Here is a 25,735-nt window from a genome sequence, read left to right on the forward strand (position 1 = left end):
ATGAAACCATATATCATGAATTACAGTGAAACACTGACCGTAAAGCAATCAAATACCATGCATCCAATTGATTCTACTAGAAAAACATTTACTATTGAGCCAGATGACCATGATGAAATCCTAGGATTGTCGACAACACTTACAGAAACTATTGAAAATAGCGATCGTGACGAAATTGGCACATATTCAACGTTACATACTAATATTGTAGAAAACTCAGACCATGATGAAATTTACTATATGAGTACAATTGAAACAGCTGTAATAGAAAACTCCGATAACGATGAACTCAATTTATTTACTACTGTTGAAACTCGTGAATTAGAAACATCTGATACCGACCATATATCTTATTTCTTATCCGATACAACAATCATTACCAAAGTGCTTGAGCAATCAGATAACGATGAATAATTGTTAAAATGAGCCTTAGATGCTGCGCCCTTCCCTAGTTATTCGGTCGGGCAATCATTTATTTTAGATACTTAATTTTACCTCTTTCTACTCTTACTAATACTGTTCGCCTTATCTTTAGCATTGACATAAGTACGATTGTGCTAACATTAAGTACTGGAGTTCAATAGCTTTAATCTATAAGTAAAATCCAAACTGTTTTTATAAAGTATAAAAAATGCGTAATATTTTATACACATTACATAGCAAAGTAGCAATTTTTTCACTAAATGATAAAATACCAAACTACGATGAATAAATACCTCATTAACTTCGATGCATAAAAAACAATCAAAATTTTTTTAGGCACCTTATTAGGCACTTTTGAAAAGTTGAATTGAACATTAGCACTATAAAATCATTTAGTTAAGCGACGAATTCAGACTCCGCCAGCGTGATAGGACAACAGGTTTAAAAACAGGAAGTTAGCAAAATTAGTTGGACTACGCACTGACACAAATAGAACTACAAATGATACGCAAATCGTACGCGGATTATTAAGTTCACTAAAAGCCCGCTTCGGTGGGCTTTTTTATTTACTGCTGCAGCGCTGTATCATTTTCATCAATAATAGTTTCCTGCGCTGCCCTTTCCGCTTCCTCTGCTGCACGTTTAGCTTCGTCTTGCGCTAATCGCTCTGCTTCTAGCTTAGCGAGTCTCTCAGCTTCAGCTTACTTTTGATTGTAGATAGAGTTTGATGGCATGTTTACACGAACATCAACCCAGTGGCCGCGGGGAGTATCACAAGGCTCTCCTGGTGTTAATTCTACCTTTTCCCCGCCCACTTCCTTCAAGAATTCAGGGTAAAGCTTGAATCGCTCATATTGAATGTTCTGAGGTAAATCATGCTTACGATAAGTCGTGTATAGAACAATGTCTCCGTCTTCATCAGGTTCAACAATACGGCCATCGAATGAATGTGGCTTGCCCTTTTCAAGTACATCATAAAGCGCATACACAAGTGGTAGCTGATTAATACCGCATGGAATCGTGATACCACCGTTAATACCGCCCCAACTCGCATCAAAGTGTAGGCCAAGAACGCCAAGTAACTGGTAAATACTGTGTGCAGTTTTTGAGTGTTATACCATCAGCTTCTTCATTTGGAGATATTCGTGGTTACTCATACGGTGGAGCTAATACCTCACGATGACCATTGTAGCCTTGTTCACTGACTATGCCTTGTAATTCTAACTGCTCTACAATCATTGCGGCTCTGTTGTAACCGATTCGGAACTGCCGCTGGATCCCTGAAATAGAAACGCGCTGTTTTTCTACAACATACTCAGTTGCTTGATCAAATAATGGGTCAAGTTCTTCGTTTAGCATACTTGTATTCTGGACATCGTTATAAAGATGAAGATAACTCGCGCTTCCCCATCGTTTGCAATAATCGACTGTATTCCTAATATCTAAGTCACTCACATAAGCACCTTGAATTCTTGTAGGCTCAGATAAACTCGGTGATGCGAATAGCATATCCCCCAAACCAAATAGTGATTCTGCACCATACTGATCAAGGATTAAATTAGAGTCAGCCTTAGACGACACCGAAAGAGCAATACGCGTAGGAATATTAATTCGAAGCTGTGAACCGATACTGGTGGATAAAGGGCTACGAGTCGTTAGTATTAAATGAATACCAACCGCGTGACCTTGCTGGCTCAATAGAACTAACATTTCCCCTATTTGTTTATACTCGCCAATAAGTTGAACGTAATCATCAATACAAACAACAATTTCAGGCTCATAGCCTAAATAAAGATGATCGCTATAATTTTCATTAGGGCGCCAGAAGGGATCAAGTATAGGCCTACCTAACTCTTTCGCATTTGATATTACCTTATTGTATCCACTCAAATTACGTTGATTTAATGCTCCAAATAATTTTTGTCTACGCTTTAACTCATTAACCAAAAACGTTAATGCTTTTATTGATCCAACGGGATCAGAAGCGGAAGGAAATAATAAGTGGGGTATATCGTTGTATAAAGTGAGTTCAAGCTGGCTTGTATCAAACATCACAAAGCGAACTTTATCCGGCGAGTTTCTGTATAAAATGCTCATTACCAAGGAATGCATTAACATTGACTTGCCTGAGCGCGTCACGCCCGCAATAAGCAAATGCGGCATTTGAGCCAGATCACAACCAACTGGCTCTCCTATAATGTTTTCTCCTAACATGACTGAAAGGGAAGACAACCCATAACACCAAACTAAGCACCACGTGCTTATACTCGGAGGATTCAACGCTACCACGCAGTTGATTAGCGGTATCCCAAAGGGTTTCTTCAAAGCCTTTGGTTGGTTTTTTCGCGGGTGATTTAGCCATGTCGATAGATTCTCTTTTCTTATCAGTTATTATCGGAAAGCGCGGGTAGGGCTGAGTTAGTGTTGATTATTTTTACGCTAACTGCCGATAATATATACAAAATAGATTTGGAAAAGATTATCTCATAAAATCAGGTAGGTTTGGGCAGCTAAAGCTAAAATAATAGTCCTCTTTTCTATTCATAGAACAGTAAAAATAATAAAATTGATTATAAAAACACCAAGAGATCTATGTGTATGACGATTGTACATGATTGAGGCTGCTTAGAAATATTATCGCTTTTATCAGCTCCCCAGCTATCTATGGCTGGGGAGCTGATTGCTTTGTGTATCAGTACCACATGCAAAACATAACGACTCGAGAGGCGCTATTGTAGAAATAGTTTGATAAAACGTTTTTTAATTACAACAATAACATTGCCTAGAATATTTATTTTTTTAGTATTCTCTTGCTTGCACTTCTTGTCTTAAAGACCCTTATTAGCCCTATAATCAGAAAAACACGCATATTTTATTGTCGCTAAATATATAAGGAAGCCTCTCCATCTGGCCTAGTTTTAAATCGTCTATGAGCCCATAAATACTGTTCAGGTGCTTTTATTATTTCCTTTTCTAATATGGAATTAATAATAGTGGCGTCTTGTAAAGCATCATTAGTCGGATAATTAATAATTTCTTTTCCTAGTACTAAATCATAATTAATACCATTACTATTACGTAACAATGTCACCGTCAGTGTTGGTGATTGAGACAGTTGAGCAAGCGTTGATGTGCCTTTTGAGGTAGACGTATTTTTAACTGAAAAAAATGGGGCAAATACAGTCCCTTTTCTGCCAAAATCTTGGTCTGGTGCAAACCAGATGGCTTTACCGCTCTTCAATTCTTGTACCATGAATCGTAAGTTTTTTCGGTTTATCATCCCTTTTCCTGAGCGGCATCGTCCTTTTGTTTGAATATACTCCATCGCTTTATTGTTATGTGGCCTATACATCGCATTAACAGGAAAACAAAGCCCCATTATCCTACCGCCCAGCTCTAAAGACATAAAGTGAACACCAACTATGATGACCCCTTTATTTTTGCTGATAACATCTTGATAATTAGACATTCCTTTGACTTGAAATAATTTTTTTATTTTATTATCACTCCAAAACCACGCAATCCCTGTTTCAAATAATGCAATACCTAACGACCTTAAGTTTTCAGTAACGAGGTCATCTATCTCTTTGGTACTTTTATTTGGGAAACATAACTCTAAATTTCTTTTTATAATTGAAACTCTTCTTCTAATAAAATACTTCGAGTTTTCGCCCAAAAAAGCACCAAGCTTAACTTGCCATTTATAAGGAAATTTAACCAATAAAAATAAAAATACAATTCCTAACCATGTCATAGCATATTTAGGATGGAGCAACTTTATAGAAAATAAATTTTTGGTGTACATGATATTTATCAACACTTCATCTTTGCGGTATGCAATCTACGTTAGACAGTTGAATTTTTTTTAAATTCAACATCTATGATTAATTATTTATCAACGCCATGGTTTCAGCAAAAAGCTCTCACTGAGCTCATCTATACGATCGTCTATATAAATCAACCCCATCAATAAACGCACACTCTGAAATATGTTACCGCTTTGCATCTAAGTTCACTAAAAGTGATATTGTTATACCTCATATTGAAACAGCTATGATTGGTATGATGGACACCCACGATTCAAGGAATTGGTGTTGGTCATCGCCGAGCACTTGAAGATTTTGTCAGGGCTGTCGACTCAGTCAAGTTAAAACCAGTAATCGATAAATTATTCCGCTTTGACCAACTGCCAGAGGCACTGGCACTACTCAATCAAGGGGCATTTGGAAAAATCGTTATCGAAGTAAGCTGATATCTGACCCAAAATAAAATCTAGCAATAAATGACAAAACCCACTTTTGTGGGTTTTGTCATTTTATTTATATCAACACACTTGCTGATTACCAAAACAAAGCATACAACACACACAAGATAACCATAATTGCATAGGACGCAATATTGAACCCTGTTGATGTTTTAAACGTTTCAGACGTCAAGATAATCGCGCCATTGCTATCATCCTCTTTTGCTGTTGTCAGGCTAATTAAGCCAATCACTACCGCAGTGAAGAAGAAGGTGTACATCATTTGGTCGAGGAATGGCATTCCAAGTGGCATTAACTTTAAAAATAATGCAAATGGAATGGAAAGCAGCACACCGATAATAGCACCTTTCGCATTGGTTTTTTTCCAGAACAGACCAAGCAGGAATACCGCTAAAATACCAGGGCTCACTAAGCCAGTATATTCTTGAATATACTGGAATGCTTGGCCAATATTCCCCAGCAGTGGCGCAATAAAGCAAGCAATAATTAACGCAATAACTGCACTAACCCGCCCAACATTCACTAATTTATGATCGGCAGTTGCTGGAGCAATATATTCTTTATAAATATCCATAGTGAAAATGGTTGCCACAGAGTTCAACATGGAGGCTAAAGAAGAAACAATCGCAGCGGCCAATGCAGCAAACACGACACCTTTCGCACCAACAGGTAAGAACTGAGTTAACCATGGATAGGCTTTATCAGCTTGCGCCAAGGTTGGCATATGTTCAGAAGCCATTGTCCCTAAGCCAGCCAGTAATGCAGGGTCAGAGACAATCACAAATGCAGCAATCCCAGGGACGACAACAAGAATAGGGACAATGAGTTTTAAGAATGCCGCAAACACTAGACCTTTTTGTGCTTCGCCAATGGATTTAGCGGCCAATGCACGCTGAATAATGTACTGGTTAAAGCCCCAATAATATAAGTTTGCAACCCATAGGCCACCAATCAGTACTGCGATACCAGGTAAGTTACTGAATTGCGGGTTATCTTGGCTCAATATCATCTCAAAGTGAGCTGGAGCCTCGCTCGCCATTCTGCTCATACCTGCAAACAAACCCGCATCGCCACCAATATAATTCACAGCCATAATCGTGGTTAAGAAGCCACCGAGGATTAGGAAGAAAACTTGCACAACATCGGTCCATGCAACTGCCGATAAACCACCATAAAGGGAGTAAATAACAGCAAACAGTGCTAAACCAAAAATAGCGTAATGCATTGGAATACCAAGGATGGTTTGTAATGCCAATGCACCTAGATAGAGTACTGAGGTTAAGTTAACAAAGATAAATAAAGCCAGCCAAAATACAGCTAAGATCGTTTTTAATGTTTTATTAAAGCGTTTTTCAACAAACTCAGGAATGGTGAATATGCCTTTATCTATAAATACAGGCATAAAATACTTAGCAACGATAATTAGCGTCAATGCGGCCATCCACTCATAAGAAGCAATGGCTAGTCCGATAGAAAAGCCGGAGCCTGACATACCAATAAACTGTTCTGCGGAGATATTTGCTGCAATTAAAGATGAACCGATTGCCCACCAAGGCAGCGTTTTTCCTGCTAAGAAGTAGTCTTTTGTTCCTTTTTTTTGCCCATTTTTATCTCGAGATACCCAAAGCCCGACGGTAATAATGATTAGCACATACAAGATAAATATCCCGTAGTCTAAAGTGCTTAATCCAACACCTTCTGTCTGCATAATAAATTTCCTTCGCCAAGTGATAACGAAGCAAGTGTAAACGTTACCACAAAATAACTCCGTTACTTGAATCACATATTTTCACCATTTTTTTACTTATGCCTATTAATCCCACAGAAATTGCACTAACAATGCAAATTCAACGTATTAAAAATAAGTAAAAGCAAGATTTTGACTAAAAAAATAAGAATACACGTTAAATACGTGACAAACCTCAAAAACAAAATGTAAACGTTATCATTTGACGTTATGCTTTGTGGTTTTTATTGAGATAGAACGATTAAGAATGCAGTGGACGAACAGAGTTTCGTTGAACTAAAGTGGGAGAATAGATTAAATTATCGCCAGCGATAGTTTCACCTCGAGCTAAAGAGAGTGCCAATTGCGTGGCTTTTTCTGCCATCATTTGAATCGGATAGCGAATAGTGGTTAAACGAGGATGAATATAACGTGCGATTAATACATCATCAAACCCAATCACAGAAACTTGGTCAGGGGCATTAATTTCATTTTCATCAAGTACAGCAATAGCACCTGCTGCCATAAAATCGTTGTAGCCTACAACCGCCGTTATCGCCAAAGATTTGGTAAGCAAGTTTGTCATCGCTTGTTCACCACCTTCACCATAAGGCACCCCATATTCAATATAGCTATCCGAAAGCGTTATCCCGTTGTTTTTTAAGGCATCACGGTAGCCTAACAGACGCTGTACCGCATCCTCAATTTGATGGTTTGACGAAATGTAAGCAATTTTCGTATGGCCATGGCGAATAAGATGTTCCGTCGCTAAATACGCGCCTTTGTAATTATTCAGTGAAATACAGCGATTACCAATTGCTTCAATATGGCGATTTATCAGTACCATACTGGGAACTTCTTTCGCATATTCAATCAGTTCATCATCAGACAGCGCTTTAGAATGGATAATCAACGCATCACATCGGTTATTGATCAGCAACTCTATTGATTGCCGTTCTTCTTTCGCATTGTGGTAACCATTACAAATTAAAATATGTTTACCATTTTTGTGGGCTACTGCATCAACAGCTTTGACCATGACGCCAAAGAAGGGGTCTGAAACATCGTTGACTAGTACGCCAATAGTATTTGAGCTCTGATTAACAAGGGCACGTGCAGCAGCATTTGGGCGATAGCCAAGTTTATTCATGGCTTTTTTTACGGATTCAATCGAGGCTAGGCTCGCCTTTGGTGACTTATTTATCACCCGTGAAACAGTTGCAACGGAAACGCCTGCTTCTTTCGCTACATCTTTGATTGTCGCCATCGTGCACCTCTACAATTAGGATGGCTTATTAAACAATGTGCTAGGATTAAAAACAATGGCATTACGCATAATAAAATTGTTTAAATCAAAAGAAAACACCGCTAAATCGCGGTGTTGAACATACAAAACAATAAGTCTAGAAAATAAATTGGTAGCACGTTTCACTGATGTAAATCTGTTCAGGCTGTGAAATCGGGCTAAACTGCGCCCCCCACTCAGGGTGGTTTACTGCATTAGGGGGAAATTGCGTTTCAAATGCGACGCCTGAATAGGGGGCATATTCCCCTGTCTTTCCTGCAACTGAGATTAAATAATTTCCTGTATATAATTGCATTGATGGCATTGTCGTTAAAACATTCATTTGTACATCCCCGTTAGGAGAACGCAGTGATGCAATGGGTTGCCGAGCATTATTCAATGTATCATCAAGAATAAATGTGTGGTCGTAACCTCGAGCCGCTTTTTGGTCTGCATCTTGTAAAAAGTCGCGGCCAATTGTTTTTACACAGCGAAAGTCAAAATGTGTATTCGCTACGTTTTTCCATTCTCCCGTCGGAATACCGTCTAAATCAGTCGGTAGGTAATAGCCGCTCTGGATTTCTAACTCATGGCCTAATACGGTTTCTCCCGCCCCTTCCCCTGCAAGATTAAAATACGTATGGTTTGTTAGGTTGACTGGGCATATCTGTGTTGTTTGGTGTTGATAACGAATAACCACTTGGTTTTCTTCCGTTAATTCATAATTCACCTCAACCTTTAGCTCCCCAGGAAAGCCTTGGTCGCCATCAGGTGAAATTAGCGAAAAAGTGACTTGATGTGCATTTTGCTGGGAAATATTCCATATTCGATAACTGAAATTATCTTTTCCACCATGCAAGCAATGAACACCTTGGTTATTTGTCACGTTGTACTGTATTCCATTAACTGAAAATTGTGCATTTTTAATGCGGTTTGCCACTCTACCGACCGTTGCCCCTAAATATACCTCCTGCTCCTTTTGTTTGGTCATATTAGGGGAGCCTAAAACAACATCACGTTGCCCATTTGCGAGGGGTAAAATACAACTTAACCAGCTCGCACCTAGGTTTGTCAGGATAATTGTCATTCCTCGTCGATTGGTTAAGGTTACCACCGTGGGTTCAGATGAAACGGAGTCTCTCTCTTGCATAAACAATCCTTTGCCCTGAATTATATAACGCCTGCACCTTGGCTTGGTTGGCACACATAAATATCCGCATGTAAACCTGTTTTATTCGCATATTGAGCTTCAACCGCATTGATGACAGGCTGAACAAACTGCTGTTGCATTAGTGCGACCACACAGCCGCCAAAACCGCCCCCCGTCATGCGGACACCACCTTGAGAGCCTAGAACCGATTTCACGATGTCCACTAACGTATCAATTTCTTTAACTGTGATTTCAAAATCATCACGCATAGAAATATGCGATTGTTCCATTAACTGGCCAAGTAACAATAAATCATTTTCTGTCAGTGCTTTGGCCGCTGATAATGTGCGCTCATTTTCGCTAATGACATGCTTTGCACGCTGAGCAACAAGGGGGGACAACAAGTGTTGTTTCTGTAAAAAGTCTTCATAACTCACGTCACGCAACGCTTTAACGCCAAAGGTTTTCGCGGCTTCCTCACATTGCTGGCGACGCGTGTTGTACTCACTCCCAACCAGCCCTCGTTGTTTATTTGAGTTGATTATCATCACAACTAAATCATCAGGGATGGAAATAGGGAACAGTTCTAAGCTACGGCAATCAATCAATAAGGCGTGCCCTTCGTCCCCACACGCAGAAATAAGCTGGTCCATAATGCCGCAATTACAGCCAACAAATTGGTTTTCCGCCTGTTGACCATTAAGCGCAATCTCTTGTTGGCTAATATCTAATTGATACAAACTCTTAAGAGTCTGACCTATCACCACTTCTAATGAGGCCGAAGAGCTCAAACCTGCGCCTTGAGGAACATTTCCACTAACTGCTATATCACAACCATTAAATGAAAAACCGCGTTCTAATAAGAACTTAATCACACCACGAATATAGTTCGCCCACATTTTTTCAGGTAAAAATGTAATTTCGTCGTCTAAGCTGAATTCATCACTGTCATTATCATAATCAGCAGCAACAACACGAATAACACGATCTCCGCGTTTTGATGCCGCTGTCATGGTTTGGTAATCAATGGCACAAGGTAAAACAAAGCCGTCGTTATAATCGGTATGTTCACCAATTAAATTGACCCGTCCAGGCGCTTGAACATAGATATCAGCGGGGTAACCAAATGTTTTTTCAAACGAACTAGCAACCGTCTGTTTTAGTAATTCCATTATCGTGTTCCTTAATCATAAAATTGATTTGCTCGGAAAATAAAAACCAAACAAATATTAATTAGGTGTGTTTCTGTAGGATTAGCACTGTTTATAGTGCTGTTCACTCACATCTCTTAGTCGTTGAGCCGCCTGCTCAGGGGTTAAATCACGCTGTGTTTCTGCCAGCATTTCATAGCCCACCATAAATTTTTTCACGGTTGCAGAACGCAGTAATGGCGGGTAGAACAGCGCATGTAACTGCCAATGTTCAATGTTTTTAGGTTCTTTAAAATAAGGGGCGAAGTGCCATCCCATTGAATAAGGAAAAGAACATTCAAATAGGTTGTCGTAACGACAGGTCAGTTTTTTCAGCGCAACACTCAAGTCCAAACGAATGGCATCGCTCATCTCATCCATGCGTTTAATGTGTTGTTTTGGCAATAATAAGGTTTCAAATGGCCAAGCAGCCCAATATGGCACCAGTGCTACCCAGTGCTCAGTTTCAACCACTATACGAGAGCCATCCAGTCGCTCTGCGTTAACATAATCCATCAGTAAGTTAGTGCCATTGCGTTGATAATATTCAGATAAAAAATGGTTTTTACGTTCAATTTCATTAGGCAAAAAGTCACTCGCCCAAATTTGCCCATGGGGATGTGGCTGTGAACACCCCATAATTTCACCTTTGTTTTCAAATACCTGAACCCATGTATAACACTTACTTAGTTCACTAATCTGCTGCTGCCATGTGTCTATCACGCCGCCAATTTCAGACAATGAAAGTTCAGGTAAGGTTTTACTGTGATCTGGCGAAAAACAGATCACTCGGCTAACGCCGCTCACTGATTGAGTTTGAAATAATTCAGACTGGTTTTTCGGTTGCGCACAGGCATCTGCCAATAAAGCACCATGGTCATTTTGAAAAACATACGTTCCTTGATAGTTAGGGTTCACTTCCCCTGAAACCCGTGTATTGGTTGGGCAAAGAAAACAATCAGCATCATAATGGGGTAGGTTTTCTACCGCAGGCTTTTCATCCCTACCACTCCAAGGGCGTTTGGCTCTATGAGGGGAAACTAACACCCATTGCCCAGTGAGTGGGTTATAACGGCGATGAGGGCAGTCTGAGGGGTTAAATTGCATTGTGTTCATCCAATTACTCTCCTATACACCGTAACCATTGGGATTATTTGATTGCCAACGCCAGCTATCTACCGCCATATCATCAATGGTACGGCACGTTTTCCAACCAAGTTCGCGATACGCTTTTTCAGGGGTTGACCAATATTCGGCAATATCCCCCGCACGACGTGGTTCAAACACATAAGGGATGGGTTTTCCTACGGCTTTTTCAAAAGCCTGCAATACTTGCAGCACACTGACACCGCAGCCCGATCCTAAATTATAGGTGTGCAGCCCCGCTTTATGGCCGACACCCTGTAATGCAGCAACATGTCCATCCGCCAAATCCATCACATGGATATAATCACGAACCCCTGTTCCATCAATGGTTGGGTAATCGTTTCCATAAATAGCCAGTTTTTCCCTTTTTCCAACAGCGACCTGTGTAATATAAGGTGTTAAGTTATTTGGGATACCCTGAGGGTCTTCACCAAGTAATCCTGAAGAGTGTGCGCCAACGGGGTTAAAATAGCGCAACACCGATATCGACCAAGTGTTATCTGCTTGATAGAGATCCCCAAGACAACGTTCAACCATGTATTTACTTGTGCCATAGGGGCTCTGAGTATTCCCTGTCGGGAAATCTTCAGTAATAGGTAATGTATGAGGCTGTCCGTATACTGTTGCGGAAGAACTAAAAATCAAACGCTTTACGTTCACTTTTTGCATGCAGCGCACTAATACTAAGGTTCCATTGAGGTTAACATCATAATATTCAATCGGTTTTTCGACTGACTCACCGACTGCCTTTAACCCTGCAAAATGGATCACTGAATAAAATTGGTGGGAGGCAAAGATCTCATTGAGTGCTTGCTCGTCACGAACATCACATGGGTAAAATACAGGTCGAACCCCCGTTAATTTTTCAATGCGATTAAGGACTTCCCGCTTTGCGTTATACAAATTATCAACGATAACAGGTGAAAACCCTGCTTTTATTAGTTGAATACAAGTATGGCTGCCGATATACCCTAACCCACCTGTGACCAACACTTCAGTCAGTTGCATTTTTCACCTCTACACGTTTTTTAATCTTTAAACTTGCCATTACTGCGGAGTATAACAATGAGTCATTGCCCGCTTCTGTGATCAACCTCGACTTAGTGTAAACGTTTACACAAAAAATATAAAGGCTCCCTGAAAATAACCAAAAAATAAGAGTGAAGGAAAACCACACTATTTATTTAGCTCAATGAAAGCATTCTCTCGTTTGGATTGTGTCGCTAGTAGGAACACACTAAAAAAAATAAAATCATTAAAATTCAATTCATTAGAATGGATATTGAAAATTCAAATATAAAAAACTGATTAATTAAGTGATCCAATTAACACTGCGGCAACAATCCATTTACTTCACCAGTCATTTAATCTAATTATATCTTTACTAGATATAGGAACACTGTTCCTCAAAAAGGAACGATAGAGATAACAATAAAATCGCATTCTCACGTTAACGCATAGGGGAAATTTATGAATAATCGACTACAATCTGCGGGTTTTGTCCTCGCTCTGCTTGATTATTTCTCAATTAGCAAACCAATATGGGGAGTGCGAGAACTCGCACGCCATATTGATAAGAGCCCTTCTGTTGTCCAACGTGGCTTTAATATTTTAGAAGAACAAGGCTTTCTCCAAAAAAATAAAAATAAAGAGTATTTATTAGGTTTGCGCTGTATTGAAATTGGTCACCTTGCGAATAACACACGACAATTTTCGCAATTAGCAAATGACTACTTACGTCCCCTTGCGGATAAAACCCATGAGACTATTTTTATCTATCGTCGTTATAATGACATTGCTATTTGCAATTTTATTTTAGAAAGTGAGCACCTTATTCGTTTTACTTCAAAAGAAGGTGAAGCCTTATCATTGCATGAAGCACCTTTTACCCAAATTATTCTCAGCTCGATGGATGTCTCCTATATTGATGAGTATCTTGAAAAACATGATTTACAAGACAATGAAACATTGAAGAAACAATTAAAACTGTATTCTGATGAAGGCTACGCTTATTCCAAAGAAGCTTATTTAGTGGGCACACAAGGATTATCCGTTCCCATTTTTTCATTTGAAAAAGGCGTTTTAGGTTCACTTTGCATTGCAGCATCAAGCCAAAGTAAAAATTTAACTGAATATTACCCATTATTAAAATCTACAGCCAGTAAGTTATCCGCCATATTCTAAATATGGAAATATAAATTATAAAAATTAAATAATAATTAATTAAAATAGGTAACTCTATGAATCTATCTCATGATAAAAATGATACTGAGGTACGTGTATCTATTTTCTCACCAGCAATATTAATTGCTATTGTTATATTATCTTTTGTGGGTGCCATTATTGGCATTCAAATTATTGTCACACTCGGAATATCTGCAAATACATCCATTATAGGTGCCGTATTAGCTATTTTATTATCTCGGTTACCTATTGGTATATTTGCTTCATTTAAGTTTATAGATGCACAAAATTTAATTCAAACCAGTATTTCTGCTGCCACCTTCGCCGCCGCTAATGGCCTGATGGTTGCTATCGGTGTACCTTGGGTACTCGGCCTTCCAGAACTGATTTACCCTATGATGGCAGGGGCTTTTTTTGCCATTATCATTGATGGCACAATGTTATACGGTCTATTTAATACTAAAGCTTACCCAGCAAGTGCATCATGGCCAGCGGGTGTTGCTACGGCAGAAACGCTATGGGCAGGGAATAAAGGTGGAAAACGGCTAGGCGCATTACTTGCTGGATTTACTGCGGGTGCAGTTGGTGCAGGATTCGGCATCCCGATGGCATCTGCGGGGATTGCCCTAATTGGCAGTATCTTTGCCTTATTCATGTTTGCAATTGGTTTACTCATTCGAGGGTTTTCTGAGTCAGGCTTAATTACTTATAATTTATATGAAAACTATGTCCCTCATGGGGTGATGATTGGTGCAGGCATTGTTGCGTTAATTCAAATTGGTGCGATTGTTTTTCGTCAGAAAAAAAATGACGACCCAATACAAGAAGAAAGCGAAGAACTCGCTCAAAGTAGCCGCCGCATTAAGTCAACGTTAATGAAAGGTGCCATCTTTTATTTCTTAACGGCATTAGCACTAACATTCATTAGCCAAATATTTGTCACTATGACATTACCGCAGTTAATTGGCTTTCTGATTTTTGCCACGCTAGCTGCCTTAATTCAAGAAATGATAGTCGGCATGGCCGCCATGCACTCTGGCTGGTTTCCCGCCACCGCAGCAGCACTTATCTCACTCATGATTGGTATTTTACTTGGCTTTCCGCCAGAGGCGCTTGCTGTACTTGTCGGTTTTTGTGTCGCCACAGGCCCCGCCTTTGCCGATATGGGGTTCGACCTAAAAACGGGCTTTATGATCCGCGGGTATGGCAAAAACCAAAGTGCGGAACGTTTTGGCCGTAAACAACAATACTTTGCCTCCATTATTGGTTTTACCTGCGCATTGATTGTGGTTGCGCTCACTTATGATTTCTATTTTCAACAAGACAAAATTGTCCCTGCCTCTCGTTTATACGCTGCCACTATTCAAGCGGGAAGCTCGTCTGATGTCGCCATGATGCTGCTCCTGTGGGCTATCCCTGGTGCAGTGATCCAATTAATTGGCGGTGCAAAACACCAAATTGGCGTTCTATTTTCCACAGGCTTGATGATCAACTACCCCATCGCGGGCTGGACAGTCCTCGTCGCGTTAGCCGTGCGGATAATCATTGAGCGCTTCTTTCATGTTAGCTCCGACAAAATATCAACCTTTGCAGGCGGTTTGATTGCAGGCGATGCGCTGTATTCAACAGCAAAAGCCTTCTTACCCACCATAAAAGCCAAGCTGCTCGCTTTATGGACTCGCTAATTTGATGAGAGGAAATAAATAATGACGAACAAATGGTCTCACGTCGCAAACGATACTTTGGTTTCACAACATTTTGCGTATTTTGACACTGGAGCAGCGGCGCCTCCACCAAAACAGGTCATTGATGCTGTAAAAAATTACCTTGATAAAACTGCAGAGCTAGGTATCTATCTACCCAGTTTTCGAAAAGAAACATACCAACAAGTTGAAATCTGCCGTCAGAAAATGGCGGCCTTTATCGGTGCGAAAGAAACCGAAATTGCTTTTACCAAAAATGGGACAGAATCCATCAGTTTAATTGCCCGCGGGATCACATGGCAGCCTGGAGATGAAGTAATCATCCCAGATACTGAAATGCTCAGCAATATCGCTATTTGGCAATTATTGGCTGACGAAAAAGGCATAAAGGTTGTTACTGTTCAGGCAGATAACCAAGGCGTTATCGACCCGATATCAATCAAAGAAGCCATTACACACAAAACCAAACTGCTAAGCTTTGTCGCACTTTCGAATATCACAGGCGTTATGCAACCTGTTAAAGCTATTTGTGAAATCGCAAAACAGCACAACGTGCTCAGTCACGTCAGTGCTTCACAAGCACTTGGTATGTATCAAGTTAATGTTAATGATTGGCAATGTGATTTTATGTCCTCTTGTGGGCGCAAAGGATTAAGAGCCATCGAAGGCAGTGGCATTCTTTTTGTTAAAGAAGATAAGATTACGTCGATGATACCGATGCTAGCGGGGTGGTGGAATAGCAGCATTGATAGTAATACAGGCCATATTGTTCTGCCTAACACCGCCAAACGGTTCGAAGCTGGCTGCCCTAATGTGCCTGCGATTATCAGTTTAAATACCGCATTAGACTATGCAAATCAGTTAGGCATCTTGCAGATAGAGGAACGAAATCGCGAATTAACTACCTATGCGATGAAAAAACTTGCCTTATTATCTGGTATTGAAATTTACGGCCCTGATAATAGCCACCAGCGAATAGGTATTATTCCATTTAATATTCGCGAGATTCACTCTGATTTATTAATGCAGAAATTAGAAGCCAAAAATATCATCATTGAGTCAGGACATTTTATGGCAACTGCTATTTTAGAATTTTATCACATAGAAAAAATGGCACGTATCTCCCTGCATTATTTTAATAACGAAAATGAAATTGACAGATTAATAACCGCTCTTCAAGAAATAATTAAGGAATATAAAAAATGACAAAGGCACTATTAATGAGCAGTTCACGTATGGGAAATATGAATTATTTAGAACATGCAGATGAACAAATTCACCGTTTATTACAACATAAAGAACAAGAAATTTTATTTATCCCTTACGCTGCTGTGACATTTAGCTTTGATGATTTTGAAGCTATTGTTCAACCTGTCTTTAACGCTTTAGGGTACAATTTAAAATCAATTCATCGTTTTAATGACCCAGTTTCAGCTGTTAAACATGCACAAGCCATTGCTATTGGGGGTGGAAACACATTCGCACTCCTAAAACGCTTATACGATGCCAAAATTGTTGAGCTAATTTCACAACGCGTCAAACACGAAGCAACACCTTATATGGGGTGGAGCGCAGGTAGTAATGTCGCAACACCAAGCATACGAACAACCAATGACATGCCGATTGTTCAGCCTCCGTCTTTTCATGCCCTGAATATCGCCCCTTTTCAAATCAATCCACATTTTATTTCTGGCAAACCTGTCGGCCATAATGGTGAAAGCCGCGAAGAGCGCTTAAATGAATTTTTAACGATTAATCCGAGTGAAGAATTAATTGCCTTATATGAAGGTACAGCTCTATTCATTGAAAATGAACAAGGTACTATTTTAGGTGACCAGAATGCACTTTGGTTGAGAGGGCCAAATGAGATTGAAGAGATTTCGGCAAATCATCCATTTCGCTTAGATATGATTAAAGGAGCCAACTAATGTCACTTAATTATATCAGTCAAGTGTATGACTTACTTGATACCCCCCAAGTTGATGGTGCCAAAATGGCAGAATTGCTGCGTTCAGTGGGGGTAGAACACGCCAATATTCAAGTCACGTCTATTCCCTATGAAGCACCTGAAGATCCTAGCCAACTGTGTCATTTTATTAAAGTAACACTTAAGGGTACTGAAGGTAAGCTTTCGGGTGGCAGCTACCCCACATTAGGCATCATCGGCCGTTTAGGTGCTCAACAAGCACAACCCAATAGAATGGGGTTAGTATCAGATGCGGATGGCTCGATTGTTGCGTTTGCCAGCGCCATGAAACTACTGGATATGGCAACTAAAGGTAACCGCTTAAAAGGTGATGTAATTATTTCCTCACATATCGCCACTCATGTATCAATCACCCCCCATGACCCTGTCGACTTTATGGGGATGCCTGTTTCTTCATCAACAATGAATACCTATGAGGTTGATGAACAAATGGATGCGATTTTGTCAATCGACACATCGAAAGGAAATAGCATCATTAAGCACCGAGGTATTGCTATTTCACCAACCGCAAAACAGGGGTATATTTTACGCGTATCCCCTGACTTAGTGCGTTTGTTGGAGCACGCAACAGGCGATGTGGCCAAAACATTCCCAATTACAACGCAAGATATTTCCCCTTATGACAACGGGGTTTATCACTTTAATTCAATCATGCAACCGCATGTCGCCAGCCCTGCCCCTGTTGTTGGTTTAGCCATTACCGCTAAAACCATCGTTCCAGGGAGTGATACTGGTGCAAGTTATGAAAGTGAACTCATTGATGCAACGCGTTTTACGGTGGAAGTCGCTAAGCAATTTTGTTGGGGCCGCATTCAGTTTTATCAACAAGATGAATATGAAGAGCTTTATAATTTATATGGCTCATTAGCCCAAATCCAAGGTTAATCACTTTACCGAAAAAAGCCCACAATAGTGGGCTTTTCAATATGTTAAACATATTAATCTTCTATTATCACTTTCTTTTTGGTCATTACCATTGCAATGATCAACAATAAAATTAAGAAAATAGATAAAGTTAATAGTAAAGAATAGAAACCGTTCCACTGGTATTTTTCAATCACAATGGATAATGGATAACCTGCAATTGACGCACCTATATAGGCAAATAAGCTCACAAAACCTGTCGATGCACCAGCAGCATTTTTATGGGAGTTTTCAGCAGCAGCCATAGCAATTAAGAACTGTGGGCCAAAAATAAAGAAACCCGTCATAAAAAATAAGAACGAAAAGACATATTCATTATCAACAGGTACAATCCATAAACAGAATGATGTGATAATAATACCCAATGCGTAAATTACGTTCATTTGCGCACGGTTACCTTTAAAGATTAAATCAGAACCCCATCCTGCAACAATTGCACCGAAGAAACCGCCAATCTCAAACATCATGACAACAGCATTAGCCGAAAGCAAATTAAAGCCATGTTCTTCGATTAAATATAAATTAGCCCAGTCATTAATACCTGTTCTGACGATATAAATAACCGCATAGGAAATCGCGAGAACCCAAAGGACTTTATTTTTGAAGATGTATTCGTTCAGAATTTTACCTAAAGGCAAACCAGCCCCTTTAGCTTCATACTTTAATTCCTCAAGGTCATTACGCCACTCACCCACAGTGGGTAACCCCATGGTACGAGGCCTATCACGCAAAAGAATACATAACCCAATACCAATCACAATGGCAATGATACCAGGAATGATCATCCCATAGCGCCAACCTAACGCAAGTGCAACTCCCCCTGATAAGATGGGAATTATCGCCCCACCAATATTATGGGAAGTATTCCAAATCGCCCACCAAAGACCACGCTCATTACGCGAATACCACGTATTGAGAATTTTGGCACAAGGCGGCCACCCCCAACCTTGGAAGAACGCATTCACCATCCATAAGAAAATAAACATCGATATTGAAGAGGTTAAACCGAATAGAATATTCACAACGCCCGTTGCGATTAAACCAATTCCCATAAAATAGCGCGGATTCGACCTATCACCGATAATACCAGAAAGGAATTTAGATGCGCCATAAGTTAGGTAGAACGCGGTACCTACCATACCGATGTCAGCCTTAGTGATCCCTAAGTCAGTGAGCATCTCTGGCATCACGAAGTTAAAGCTTTTGCGTGTGAAATAAAAAACTGCGTAGCCAATGTAGCTCACAATCATTAAATGTAATCGCCAGTATTTGTATTTAGCGTCGATTTCAGATTTCGACATTGTGACTGGTATATCTGGTTGTTCCTTAAATATTGACATATTTAACCCCGTCTAAAAGTACAAGCAGGCAAAAATATGACAATAAACATGCAGCAACAATAAGTGAATACACTTAAATATTACATTTTTGTTACGTTTTTGTTTCAAAATGTTGTGTGCGTCAAATAATGCATTTTTTCTTATTTTATCTATAACACTAAAATAAAAGTGCTCAGTAAATTGTTATGCAAGTTGTTTCGATGAAATAATTCTCACCCCTTTTTCTGAATGAATAGCTGAATTTAGCAAAGCGCTAGCAATATTTTTTGCAGGGCTAATTTGGCAACTCGCAGGTAATATTCGGGATAAACAAGAAATAAGACGAATAACAATAACTTCACCAAGGCGCTCTTGATTGCGATGACCACTAATGACATTAGGACGCACTAATGTCAATGACTCAAAATTCAAGGCGATTAAGCTTCGTTCAAGCTCCCCTTTTATTCGGCTGTAGAAAAATGGTGAGTTTGCATTAGCACCTAATGCAGAGGTTAACGCATAAGTTGGACACCCCCATTTTTTGGCAAGTTTTGCGCACTCTAAGGGATAAGTGTAATCAACTTGGCGAAACGCAGATTTTGAACCCGCCACCTTCATTGTTGACCCTAAAGTGCAAATCACCGCATCCACTTCCCATATCATCGCATCATCGGGAAGCTGTTCAAAATTAACAATCGGTGCGAATAATTTGGAGTGCTCAGGTAATGCATGGCGTACAGGAGCAACAATTTGGCTAATTCGAGAGTCTGCAAGCGCTTGCTCTAACACATGACTACCCACTAACCCTGTTGCACCTATTAGTAATATTTTCATGGATAATCCTCATAAATTAGAAATAAGGCCAATAATGCGGACTCAAAAAAATATCCGTATCAATGCACTGAATATAGAAAGTTATTTTAACCAATCCGAAAATCATCACTTAACTGAGCCCAGTGCCTAATTAATTGTTCTTTCTGTTCTTGGAACATAGGCAACTCCTTTAGCATCAAGGGCCAATACGCTCTCGCATGTTGCATAACATCTAATAAATGTGGCTTGATGACAAGCCAAGGAACACCAACTTTTTGTGCCCACTGTTCAAAATGCGCCAACGTAATCTCATTCCATTGTTTTGTACCAACAAATTTTAATGCAAGTTTATCGTTCGCAATGTAAGGACTCGTGAAAACCACATCATATAATGGTGATAGGCAAGGGGATATTTTATCTCGGTAGATTAGTGACCAATTTTTTAAATGAGCATCTCCATTACCTAATAAAATATTAATTAACAATCTCCTCGCCATTTGTTGAATATCTTTATATTTTTCTGAACTTGAATAATAAAGCGTGCTTCCTAAAATTTCATAATTTGCTTTTTGATACTTATCAGTGGGATATAAACCAAATATTTGAGCAAAATCCTCCGTATGAATTCGGCCTTCTGGGCTACGATCAAACCGTTTAATCCCATAAGCATATTCCTCATCAGCCAACTTTATATCTGGAAGATCCTCAAGCTCTGCTAACTTAATTAACCGTATTTCGGGGATGTCTGCCCCTGCACTTTCAGCTAATCTCATGCAGGTATATTCATTGACTGGAACACCCTGGTGCAATGTGGAAGGCGTTTTAACAATCCACATATCCTCTGAAATTTCTTGATTAATATAGTAGCGTCCATCTAAATAAGAAGACGAAAATTTTATTTGAACGCCCGCTAATGAAAATTTGTTATCTGAATGCTTAACATCAATTTGTTGTGGTTCAGTCGAAGTTCGATATTGCAAAGCCCAATCAGGCACTTTTCCAGCACGAATTGGTTCTACATATAATGCCCCAGATAAATTACGTCCTAAATATGCCAAGAGCGCAAATTCATTGTCTATCTGACATTTAATCATTTTAGCAGTGTGTTCCCTTAAAGCCCCTTCAGGTAACAAATTGGATAAAATAGGAGGGAGCTTTATTCGACTCATTAATGGGCTATCAAGATAATCTGTGTCCATTAACTGCCGCAATGTGAACACTGGACGCTCTAGCACTGACATACCCACAAAGTCAGGATGAAAAACGAGTATATTCCTTCCCCCTACATAATGAACAACAATGGCAACCTCTAAACCATATAACTGGATCCTGAGTCCTTCAACATTTTCAGTTTGTTTACTCATTTCGTCCTCGTGATATTTGTCCAAAAATCTAAATCATCACTCTGTGAGGTTTGTAAATCTTCCTGGTCATCTGGCAGGTGTGTTTTTTCAGCATTAAATTGTAATGATGTTTTATGCGAATCTTTCTGTACAATTGAAAGCGCTAAGTCTAACCCTTCAAGCACACGAAGAAATGTTGATAATTTAATATCGTTACCTGCTTCAACACGTTGGTATTGTTGCTGCTTCATACCAATACGCATGTACATATCTTTTTGCTCAAGACCTAAATTTTTGCGTTGTTTAATCAATGTGCTCGCTATTTTTTTAATCTCGTCCATACCCACCTCAAATTACAACTTAAGTGATGTTTATTACTCAATAATACAACTTTAACATTGTAAAACTTCAAAATACAACTTAAATATTGTACAAACCAAAAAAACAACCTGCAGATTGTTTAAATTAAAAATTACAACAAAAGAGTTGTACTGTAGCTTTAATACAATAACTAAGTTGTTTTTAATTCAAAATTTGCAGCTTGTAGCTCTTTTGTTGTTTGATTGTGAAAATCACTTGATATTGGCCATAATTATAAAGATAATCATTCTCAATATCATTTCTGTTATCAGTATAGTTAGCATGGTAAATAATATGACAGCGCCAGTTGCAGAAAATATCGCCGAAACGGCCAAGCAAACAATCAAAACTGACGTCGTAGAGAGCCAACAGCTCTTGGGGCCGACAGGAAAGGTTTCCATACAGCACAATGGCGAGCTTTACCAGTTAAGGCAAACACGTACAGGTAAATTGATTTTAACGAAGTAACGTTCCAACAAAAATTTTATTCGCAAGCCACCTAGGTCACTCATCCAGGCAGCCAGCTTAATCTAAAACATAGGAATCGGTTTCTATGGAGTTTAAACTGTCGTCTGTATTTGCTGATTTTTCATCCAAAAAGCAAGCAAAAAGGTCATACTCCGACCGCGTAAAATTCGCAATCATCACTCGCACACTTTGCGATATTCCTGCGCATCTTACATTCGAAGCTCCCCATGTAATGCCTATTTCCTATCCTCCTGATGGGCAATCCGCCTGTCTATATGCATTTTCACCATTACATAAATAGCCTTTTATTTTCGCTAGTTAGCCTAGCAAAAAATGAAATTTTTACGGAGTATCACCATTATGTCTCATGTTTTACGGATATCCGTGTTGACCAGTGCGATCCTAAGTGTCATCGCCAGCGCTCATGCACAAGCGGCTGAACCCTCAACGACTAAAAAAAGCAATGACGTCATGACTGTTTATGCAACAGGGACTGAACGTGATAGCTTTGATGCGCCCATGATGGTAAGCGTGATTAAAAATGACTCACCTGAAACCCAAACGGCAAGCACGGTTAATGACATCCTACGCAAAGTTCCCGGCATTAACGTGGCAGGCACAGGCCGTTCAAATGGGCAAGATGTCTCTATGCGTGGCTTTGACCGCCAAGGGATCTTGACCCTAGTAGATGGCGTTCGCCAAGGCACCGACACAGGCCATGTGAATGGCACATTTATTGACCCTGCTCTGATTAAACAAGTTGAAATCATTCGAGGCCCATCCGCCCTGCTCTATGGTAGCAGTGCAATGGGGGGAGTCATCGCATGGGAAACCGTTGATGCTAAAGACCTACTACGCGATGGGCAAAATCACGGCTTTCGCGTATTTTCCCAAGCTGCAACAGGTGACCATAGCTTTGGTTTTGGTGGTACAACGTTCGGGCGTACCGATAACCTCGATGGTGTTTTTAGCTTTGTAACAAAAGAAGTGGGTGATATTCGCCTCAGTAATGGCGATGATATGGATAATAAAGAAACTATTGCCAACCTGCTAGCCAAAGGCACATGGCAAATTAATGACGAACAGAAGCTTGCAGGTCAGGTTCGTTACTATAATAACGACGCCCATGAACCTAAAAATCCACAGGCATTGAATGTCGGTAAAGATAACCTACAAGTTAACCGCACCACACGCCAACGTGATGCACAGGCAACTTACCAGCTCAACCCTGCATCACAAGATTGGTTAAACCTAAAAGTTACCCCTTACTATTCAGAGGTCAATATTACAGCAAAAGGGATTGGAACCCCTTATGAAGGCCGCACACAAAAAACCTACGGCTTAAAAGCAGATAACCGTTCTAACGTTTATGATTTACCGCTGGCGGCTCATAACCTCACCTATGGCAGCGAAGCTTATAAGCAAAAGCAAACCCCTTACGCAAACACAACCCAATTCCCTGATGCGGATATCACCTTTGCTTCTGGCTTCTTGCAAGACGAAATTGCCCTAAAAGACTTACCCGTGTCATTTATTGTGGGGACACGTTATGACCACTATAAAGCAAAAGCAAAAGGCAATGAGGACGTTAAAGCAGATAAATGGTCATCAAAAGGTGCGGTAAGCATTACGCCAACAGATTGGTCCATGCTATTTGCATCCTACTCTGAGGCTTTCCGTGCGCCGACAATGATGGAAATGTATAACGATGCAATTCATTTCCCTATGGGGCCCAACAAATACAACAGGTGGCGACCAAACCCAAACTTAAAACCAGAAACAGCCCAAACTACTGAATATGGGATGGGATTACGTTTTGATGATTTATTGATGGAAAGAGATAACCTGCAATTTAAAGCCAGCTATTTTGATACAAAAGCCAAGGATTATATCAATACAAGCGTTAACTTTGCTGAAGGTTATACCACATCTGTTAATGATAAACGCGCCAAAATTTGGGGTGTAGATGCATCACTGGATTATACAACAGACTATTTCACGTGGAACCTAGCCTACAACCGTACAACAGGTAAGAACGAATATGACGGCAAATCAATTACGTCAATCAAGCCAGAGTCATTAACCAGTAACCTGTCGGTTCCTGTTGCTAATAGCGGTTTCTCTGTGGGCTGGTTAGGGGAATTTACCCGCCACACCGACTTTAATAAGGCCTCTAAAGCTAAGCAACAAGCTGGCTATGCCGTCCATGATTTCTACGTTAGCTACCAAGGCGACGGTGAACTCAAAGGTTTAGGCACGAGCGTGGTGTTAGGCAATGCCTTCGACAAAGAATATTACTCATCACAAGGCATTCCTCAAGATGGACGTAATGCCAAGCTACTGGTCAGCTTCCAGTGGTAATTCATACAATACTAAGGAGATAGACGTGAATCCAACCATTTTCGAGCGTTACCAACAAGCCAAAGCAGATAACAAAGCCAAATACGCTCGTGATCTTGCCGCTTACCTGAATATTTCTGAAGCACAGCTACTGCACAGCCGTGTGGGTCATGATAAAGCCGCGCGTTTAGAAGTTGACGCGCCAACCTTGTTGACTGAATTAGCGGCAGTTGGGCAAGTCAAAGCCATTACCCGCAATGAATATGTGGTGCATGAACAAGTGGGTCGTTATGACAATGCAACATTCAGCCCTCACGGTGGTTTGATTTTAAACCCTCGCGCGCTTGATTTGCGCATGTTTTTTTCCCATTGGGATGCGATTTTCGCACTGACAGAAGACACCAAGCACGGTGAACGCCACAGTATCCAGTTCTTTGATAAACAAGGTGATGCGCTGCATAAAGTCTACACCACAGATGAAACTGACATGACGGCATGGCAAGCACTGATTGAAAAATACACTACCGAAAATAACCGTGAATTAGCCCATGTACCCGCTACGCCATTCACTAACCAACCTGTTAGTGATGAACTAAAACAGCAATTAGAACAAGAATGGCGCAACATGACCGATGTGCACCAATTTTTTGTGTTATTGAAAAAGAATAATTTGAGCCGCCAGCAAGTTTTCGCCTCTGTGAGTGATGATTTAGCCTGGAAAGTGCCGAATGATTCCTTCAATCAGCTGATTAACACTGCGTTCAATGATCAGAACGAAATCATGATTTTTGTGGGCAACCGCGGATGTGTGCAAATTTTCACTGGTGAAATCAAAAAAATCATGCCATATCAGAGTGAAGGTTCAGACTTGAAATGGCTTAACATTTTCAATCCTGATTTTACCTTACACATGATTGAAAATGGTATTCATGAGTGCTGGGTAACACGCAAACCAACGCAAGATGGCTTTGTGACTAGCCTTGAAGTTTTCGATATTGAAGGGAATCAAATCGCACAAATGTACGGTCAACGCACTGAAGGTACGCCAGAGCAAGAACAATGGCGCCAGCAAGTCACTGCGTTACCCCGCATTTAAAATTTAGGTAAATT

Annotated in this window: 24 protein-coding genes and 1 pseudogene; 11 read left to right on the forward strand and 14 right to left on the reverse strand. The window is 40.1% G+C overall.

Translation table 11 applies throughout. The features are described from left to right. The gene (locus M1F05_RS13525) at nucleotides 1-414 is read left to right on the forward strand and encodes a hypothetical protein (RefSeq protein ID WP_318825870.1); all 414 of its coding nucleotides are present in this window, start codon (nucleotides 1-3) and stop codon (nucleotides 412-414) included. A 710-nt stretch (nucleotides 415-1,124) separates the two neighbouring features. Here M1F05_RS13525 and M1F05_RS13530 read toward each other — a convergent pair. The 4 genes from M1F05_RS13530 to lpxL form a co-directional block, all read right to left on the reverse strand. Further along, nucleotides 1,125-1,412, reverse strand: coding sequence for a hypothetical protein (locus M1F05_RS13530; protein ID WP_206082593.1), 288 nt, complete (start codon nucleotides 1,410-1,412; stop codon nucleotides 1,125-1,127). Nucleotides 1,413-1,572: 160 nt separating this feature from the next. Then, complete coding sequence (locus M1F05_RS13535; RefSeq protein ID WP_241017451.1) at nucleotides 1,573-2,637, reverse strand: FtsK/SpoIIIE domain-containing protein; 1,065 nt, start codon at nucleotides 2,635-2,637, stop codon at nucleotides 1,573-1,575. Then, nucleotides 2,597-2,785: a hypothetical protein gene (locus tag M1F05_RS13540; RefSeq protein ID WP_241017453.1), complete on the reverse strand. Its 189-nt coding sequence runs from the start codon at nucleotides 2,783-2,785 to the stop codon at nucleotides 2,597-2,599. The genes M1F05_RS13535 and M1F05_RS13540 overlap by 41 nt, the downstream gene beginning before the upstream one ends. A 519-nt stretch (nucleotides 2,786-3,304) precedes the next feature. Then, nucleotides 3,305-4,228, reverse strand: coding sequence for an LpxL/LpxP family Kdo(2)-lipid IV(A) lauroyl/palmitoleoyl acyltransferase (gene lpxL, locus M1F05_RS13545; protein ID WP_206082594.1), 924 nt, complete (start codon nucleotides 4,226-4,228; stop codon nucleotides 3,305-3,307). A gap of 264 nt (nucleotides 4,229-4,492) precedes the next feature. Between lpxL and M1F05_RS13550 the strand changes: the two are divergent. Then, a pseudogene (locus tag M1F05_RS13550) lies at nucleotides 4,493-4,675 on the forward strand (zinc-binding dehydrogenase); the annotation flags it as partial. Nucleotides 4,676-4,763: 88 nt separating this feature from the next. Here the strand turns inward: M1F05_RS13550 and M1F05_RS13555 are convergent. The 6 genes from M1F05_RS13555 to galE all read right to left on the reverse strand — a co-directional run bounded on the left by M1F05_RS13555 (nucleotide 4,764) and on the right by galE (nucleotide 12,192). Beyond that, nucleotides 4,764-6,395 (reverse strand): sodium/sugar symporter, encoded by a 1,632-nt coding sequence (locus M1F05_RS13555; RefSeq protein WP_206082595.1) that lies wholly within the window; start codon nucleotides 6,393-6,395, stop codon nucleotides 4,764-4,766. 280 nt (nucleotides 6,396-6,675) lie between these two features. Beyond that, nucleotides 6,676-7,680 (reverse strand): substrate-binding domain-containing protein, encoded by a 1,005-nt coding sequence (locus M1F05_RS13560; RefSeq protein WP_206082596.1) that lies wholly within the window; start codon nucleotides 7,678-7,680, stop codon nucleotides 6,676-6,678. A gap of 136 nt (nucleotides 7,681-7,816) precedes the next feature. Then, entirely contained in the window at nucleotides 7,817-8,848 is a 1,032-nt protein-coding gene (galM, locus tag M1F05_RS13565; RefSeq protein WP_206082597.1) for a galactose-1-epimerase, read from the reverse strand. 20 nt (nucleotides 8,849-8,868) lie between these two features. Next, on the reverse strand, nucleotides 8,869-10,020 hold the full coding sequence (galK, locus tag M1F05_RS13570; RefSeq protein ID WP_206082598.1) for a galactokinase: 1,152 nt from the start codon (nucleotides 10,018-10,020) through the stop codon (nucleotides 8,869-8,871). Between the two features lie 81 nt (nucleotides 10,021-10,101). Further along, complete coding sequence (locus M1F05_RS13575) at nucleotides 10,102-11,154, reverse strand: UDP-glucose--hexose-1-phosphate uridylyltransferase (protein WP_206082599.1); 1,053 nt, start codon at nucleotides 11,152-11,154, stop codon at nucleotides 10,102-10,104. Between the two features lie 12 nt (nucleotides 11,155-11,166). Then, nucleotides 11,167-12,192 (reverse strand): UDP-glucose 4-epimerase GalE, encoded by a 1,026-nt coding sequence (gene galE, locus M1F05_RS13580; RefSeq protein ID WP_206082600.1) that lies wholly within the window; start codon nucleotides 12,190-12,192, stop codon nucleotides 11,167-11,169. 462 nt (nucleotides 12,193-12,654) lie between these two features. Here galE and M1F05_RS13585 point away from each other — a divergent pair, with 462 nt between their 5' ends. The 5 genes from M1F05_RS13585 to M1F05_RS13605 are packed head-to-tail and all read left to right on the forward strand — an operon-like array spanning nucleotide 12,655 to nucleotide 17,943. Then, nucleotides 12,655-13,368, forward strand: a complete 714-nt coding sequence (locus tag M1F05_RS13585; RefSeq protein ID WP_206082601.1) for an IclR family transcriptional regulator — start codon at nucleotides 12,655-12,657, stop codon at nucleotides 13,366-13,368. A 56-nt stretch (nucleotides 13,369-13,424) separates the two neighbouring features. Further along, on the forward strand, nucleotides 13,425-15,053 hold the full coding sequence (locus M1F05_RS13590) for an OPT/YSL family transporter (RefSeq protein WP_206082602.1): 1,629 nt from the start codon (nucleotides 13,425-13,427) through the stop codon (nucleotides 15,051-15,053). A 21-nt stretch (nucleotides 15,054-15,074) separates the two neighbouring features. Next, complete coding sequence (locus M1F05_RS13595; protein ID WP_206082603.1) at nucleotides 15,075-16,277, forward strand: aminotransferase class V-fold PLP-dependent enzyme; 1,203 nt, start codon at nucleotides 15,075-15,077, stop codon at nucleotides 16,275-16,277. Further along, a complete protein-coding gene (gene pepE, locus M1F05_RS13600; RefSeq protein ID WP_206082604.1) occupies nucleotides 16,274-16,999 on the forward strand; it encodes a dipeptidase PepE in 726 nt (241 codons plus the stop codon). Before M1F05_RS13595 ends, pepE begins: the two co-directional genes overlap by 4 nt. Beyond that, nucleotides 16,999-17,943: a DUF1177 domain-containing protein gene (locus M1F05_RS13605; RefSeq protein WP_206082605.1), complete on the forward strand. Its 945-nt coding sequence runs from the start codon at nucleotides 16,999-17,001 to the stop codon at nucleotides 17,941-17,943. Before pepE ends, M1F05_RS13605 begins: the two co-directional genes overlap by 1 nt. 53 nt (nucleotides 17,944-17,996) lie before the next feature. Here the strand turns inward: M1F05_RS13605 and uhpC are convergent, their stop codons facing one another. From uhpC to M1F05_RS13625, 4 genes are all read right to left on the reverse strand, one after another. Further along, the gene (gene uhpC, locus M1F05_RS13610) at nucleotides 17,997-19,322 is read right to left on the reverse strand and encodes an MFS transporter family glucose-6-phosphate receptor UhpC (RefSeq protein WP_206082606.1); all 1,326 of its coding nucleotides are present in this window, start codon (nucleotides 19,320-19,322) and stop codon (nucleotides 17,997-17,999) included. A 183-nt stretch (nucleotides 19,323-19,505) separates the two neighbouring features. Beyond that, nucleotides 19,506-20,135 carry an NAD-dependent dehydratase gene (locus M1F05_RS13615; protein ID WP_206082607.1) on the reverse strand — a complete coding sequence of 210 codons (630 nt, stop codon included), beginning with the start codon at nucleotides 20,133-20,135 and terminating at the stop codon, nucleotides 19,506-19,508. Nucleotides 20,136-20,221: 86 nt separating this feature from the next. Continuing rightward, nucleotides 20,222-21,478 carry a type II toxin-antitoxin system HipA family toxin gene (locus tag M1F05_RS13620; RefSeq protein WP_206082608.1) on the reverse strand — a complete coding sequence of 419 codons (1,257 nt, stop codon included), beginning with the start codon at nucleotides 21,476-21,478 and terminating at the stop codon, nucleotides 20,222-20,224. Then, a complete protein-coding gene (locus M1F05_RS13625) occupies nucleotides 21,475-21,798 on the reverse strand; it encodes a helix-turn-helix domain-containing protein (RefSeq protein WP_206082609.1) in 324 nt (107 codons plus the stop codon). The genes M1F05_RS13620 and M1F05_RS13625 overlap by 4 nt, the downstream gene beginning before the upstream one ends. A gap of 313 nt (nucleotides 21,799-22,111) precedes the next feature. On the opposite strand from M1F05_RS13625, the gene hemP reads away from it, so the two are divergent. From hemP to M1F05_RS13645, 4 genes are all read left to right on the forward strand, one after another. Further along, nucleotides 22,112-22,285 (forward strand): hemin uptake protein HemP, encoded by a 174-nt coding sequence (gene hemP / locus M1F05_RS13630; protein ID WP_225819117.1) that lies wholly within the window; start codon nucleotides 22,112-22,114, stop codon nucleotides 22,283-22,285. A gap of 85 nt (nucleotides 22,286-22,370) precedes the next feature. Continuing rightward, nucleotides 22,371-22,586, forward strand: a complete 216-nt coding sequence (locus M1F05_RS13635; RefSeq protein ID WP_206082611.1) for a hypothetical protein — start codon at nucleotides 22,371-22,373, stop codon at nucleotides 22,584-22,586. 59 nt (nucleotides 22,587-22,645) lie between these two features. After that, entirely contained in the window at nucleotides 22,646-24,646 is a 2,001-nt protein-coding gene (locus M1F05_RS13640) for a TonB-dependent hemoglobin/transferrin/lactoferrin family receptor (RefSeq protein WP_206082612.1), read from the forward strand. A 25-nt stretch (nucleotides 24,647-24,671) separates the two neighbouring features. Further along, nucleotides 24,672-25,721: a hemin-degrading factor gene (locus M1F05_RS13645; RefSeq protein WP_318825871.1), complete on the forward strand. Its 1,050-nt coding sequence runs from the start codon at nucleotides 24,672-24,674 to the stop codon at nucleotides 25,719-25,721. The last annotated feature ends 14 nt before the right edge of the window (nucleotides 25,722-25,735 follow it).

It is taken from the genome of Providencia sp. PROV252 (assembly GCF_033676005.1).
GTDB classification, from domain to species: Bacteria; Pseudomonadota; Gammaproteobacteria; order Enterobacterales; family Enterobacteriaceae; genus Providencia; species Providencia vermicola.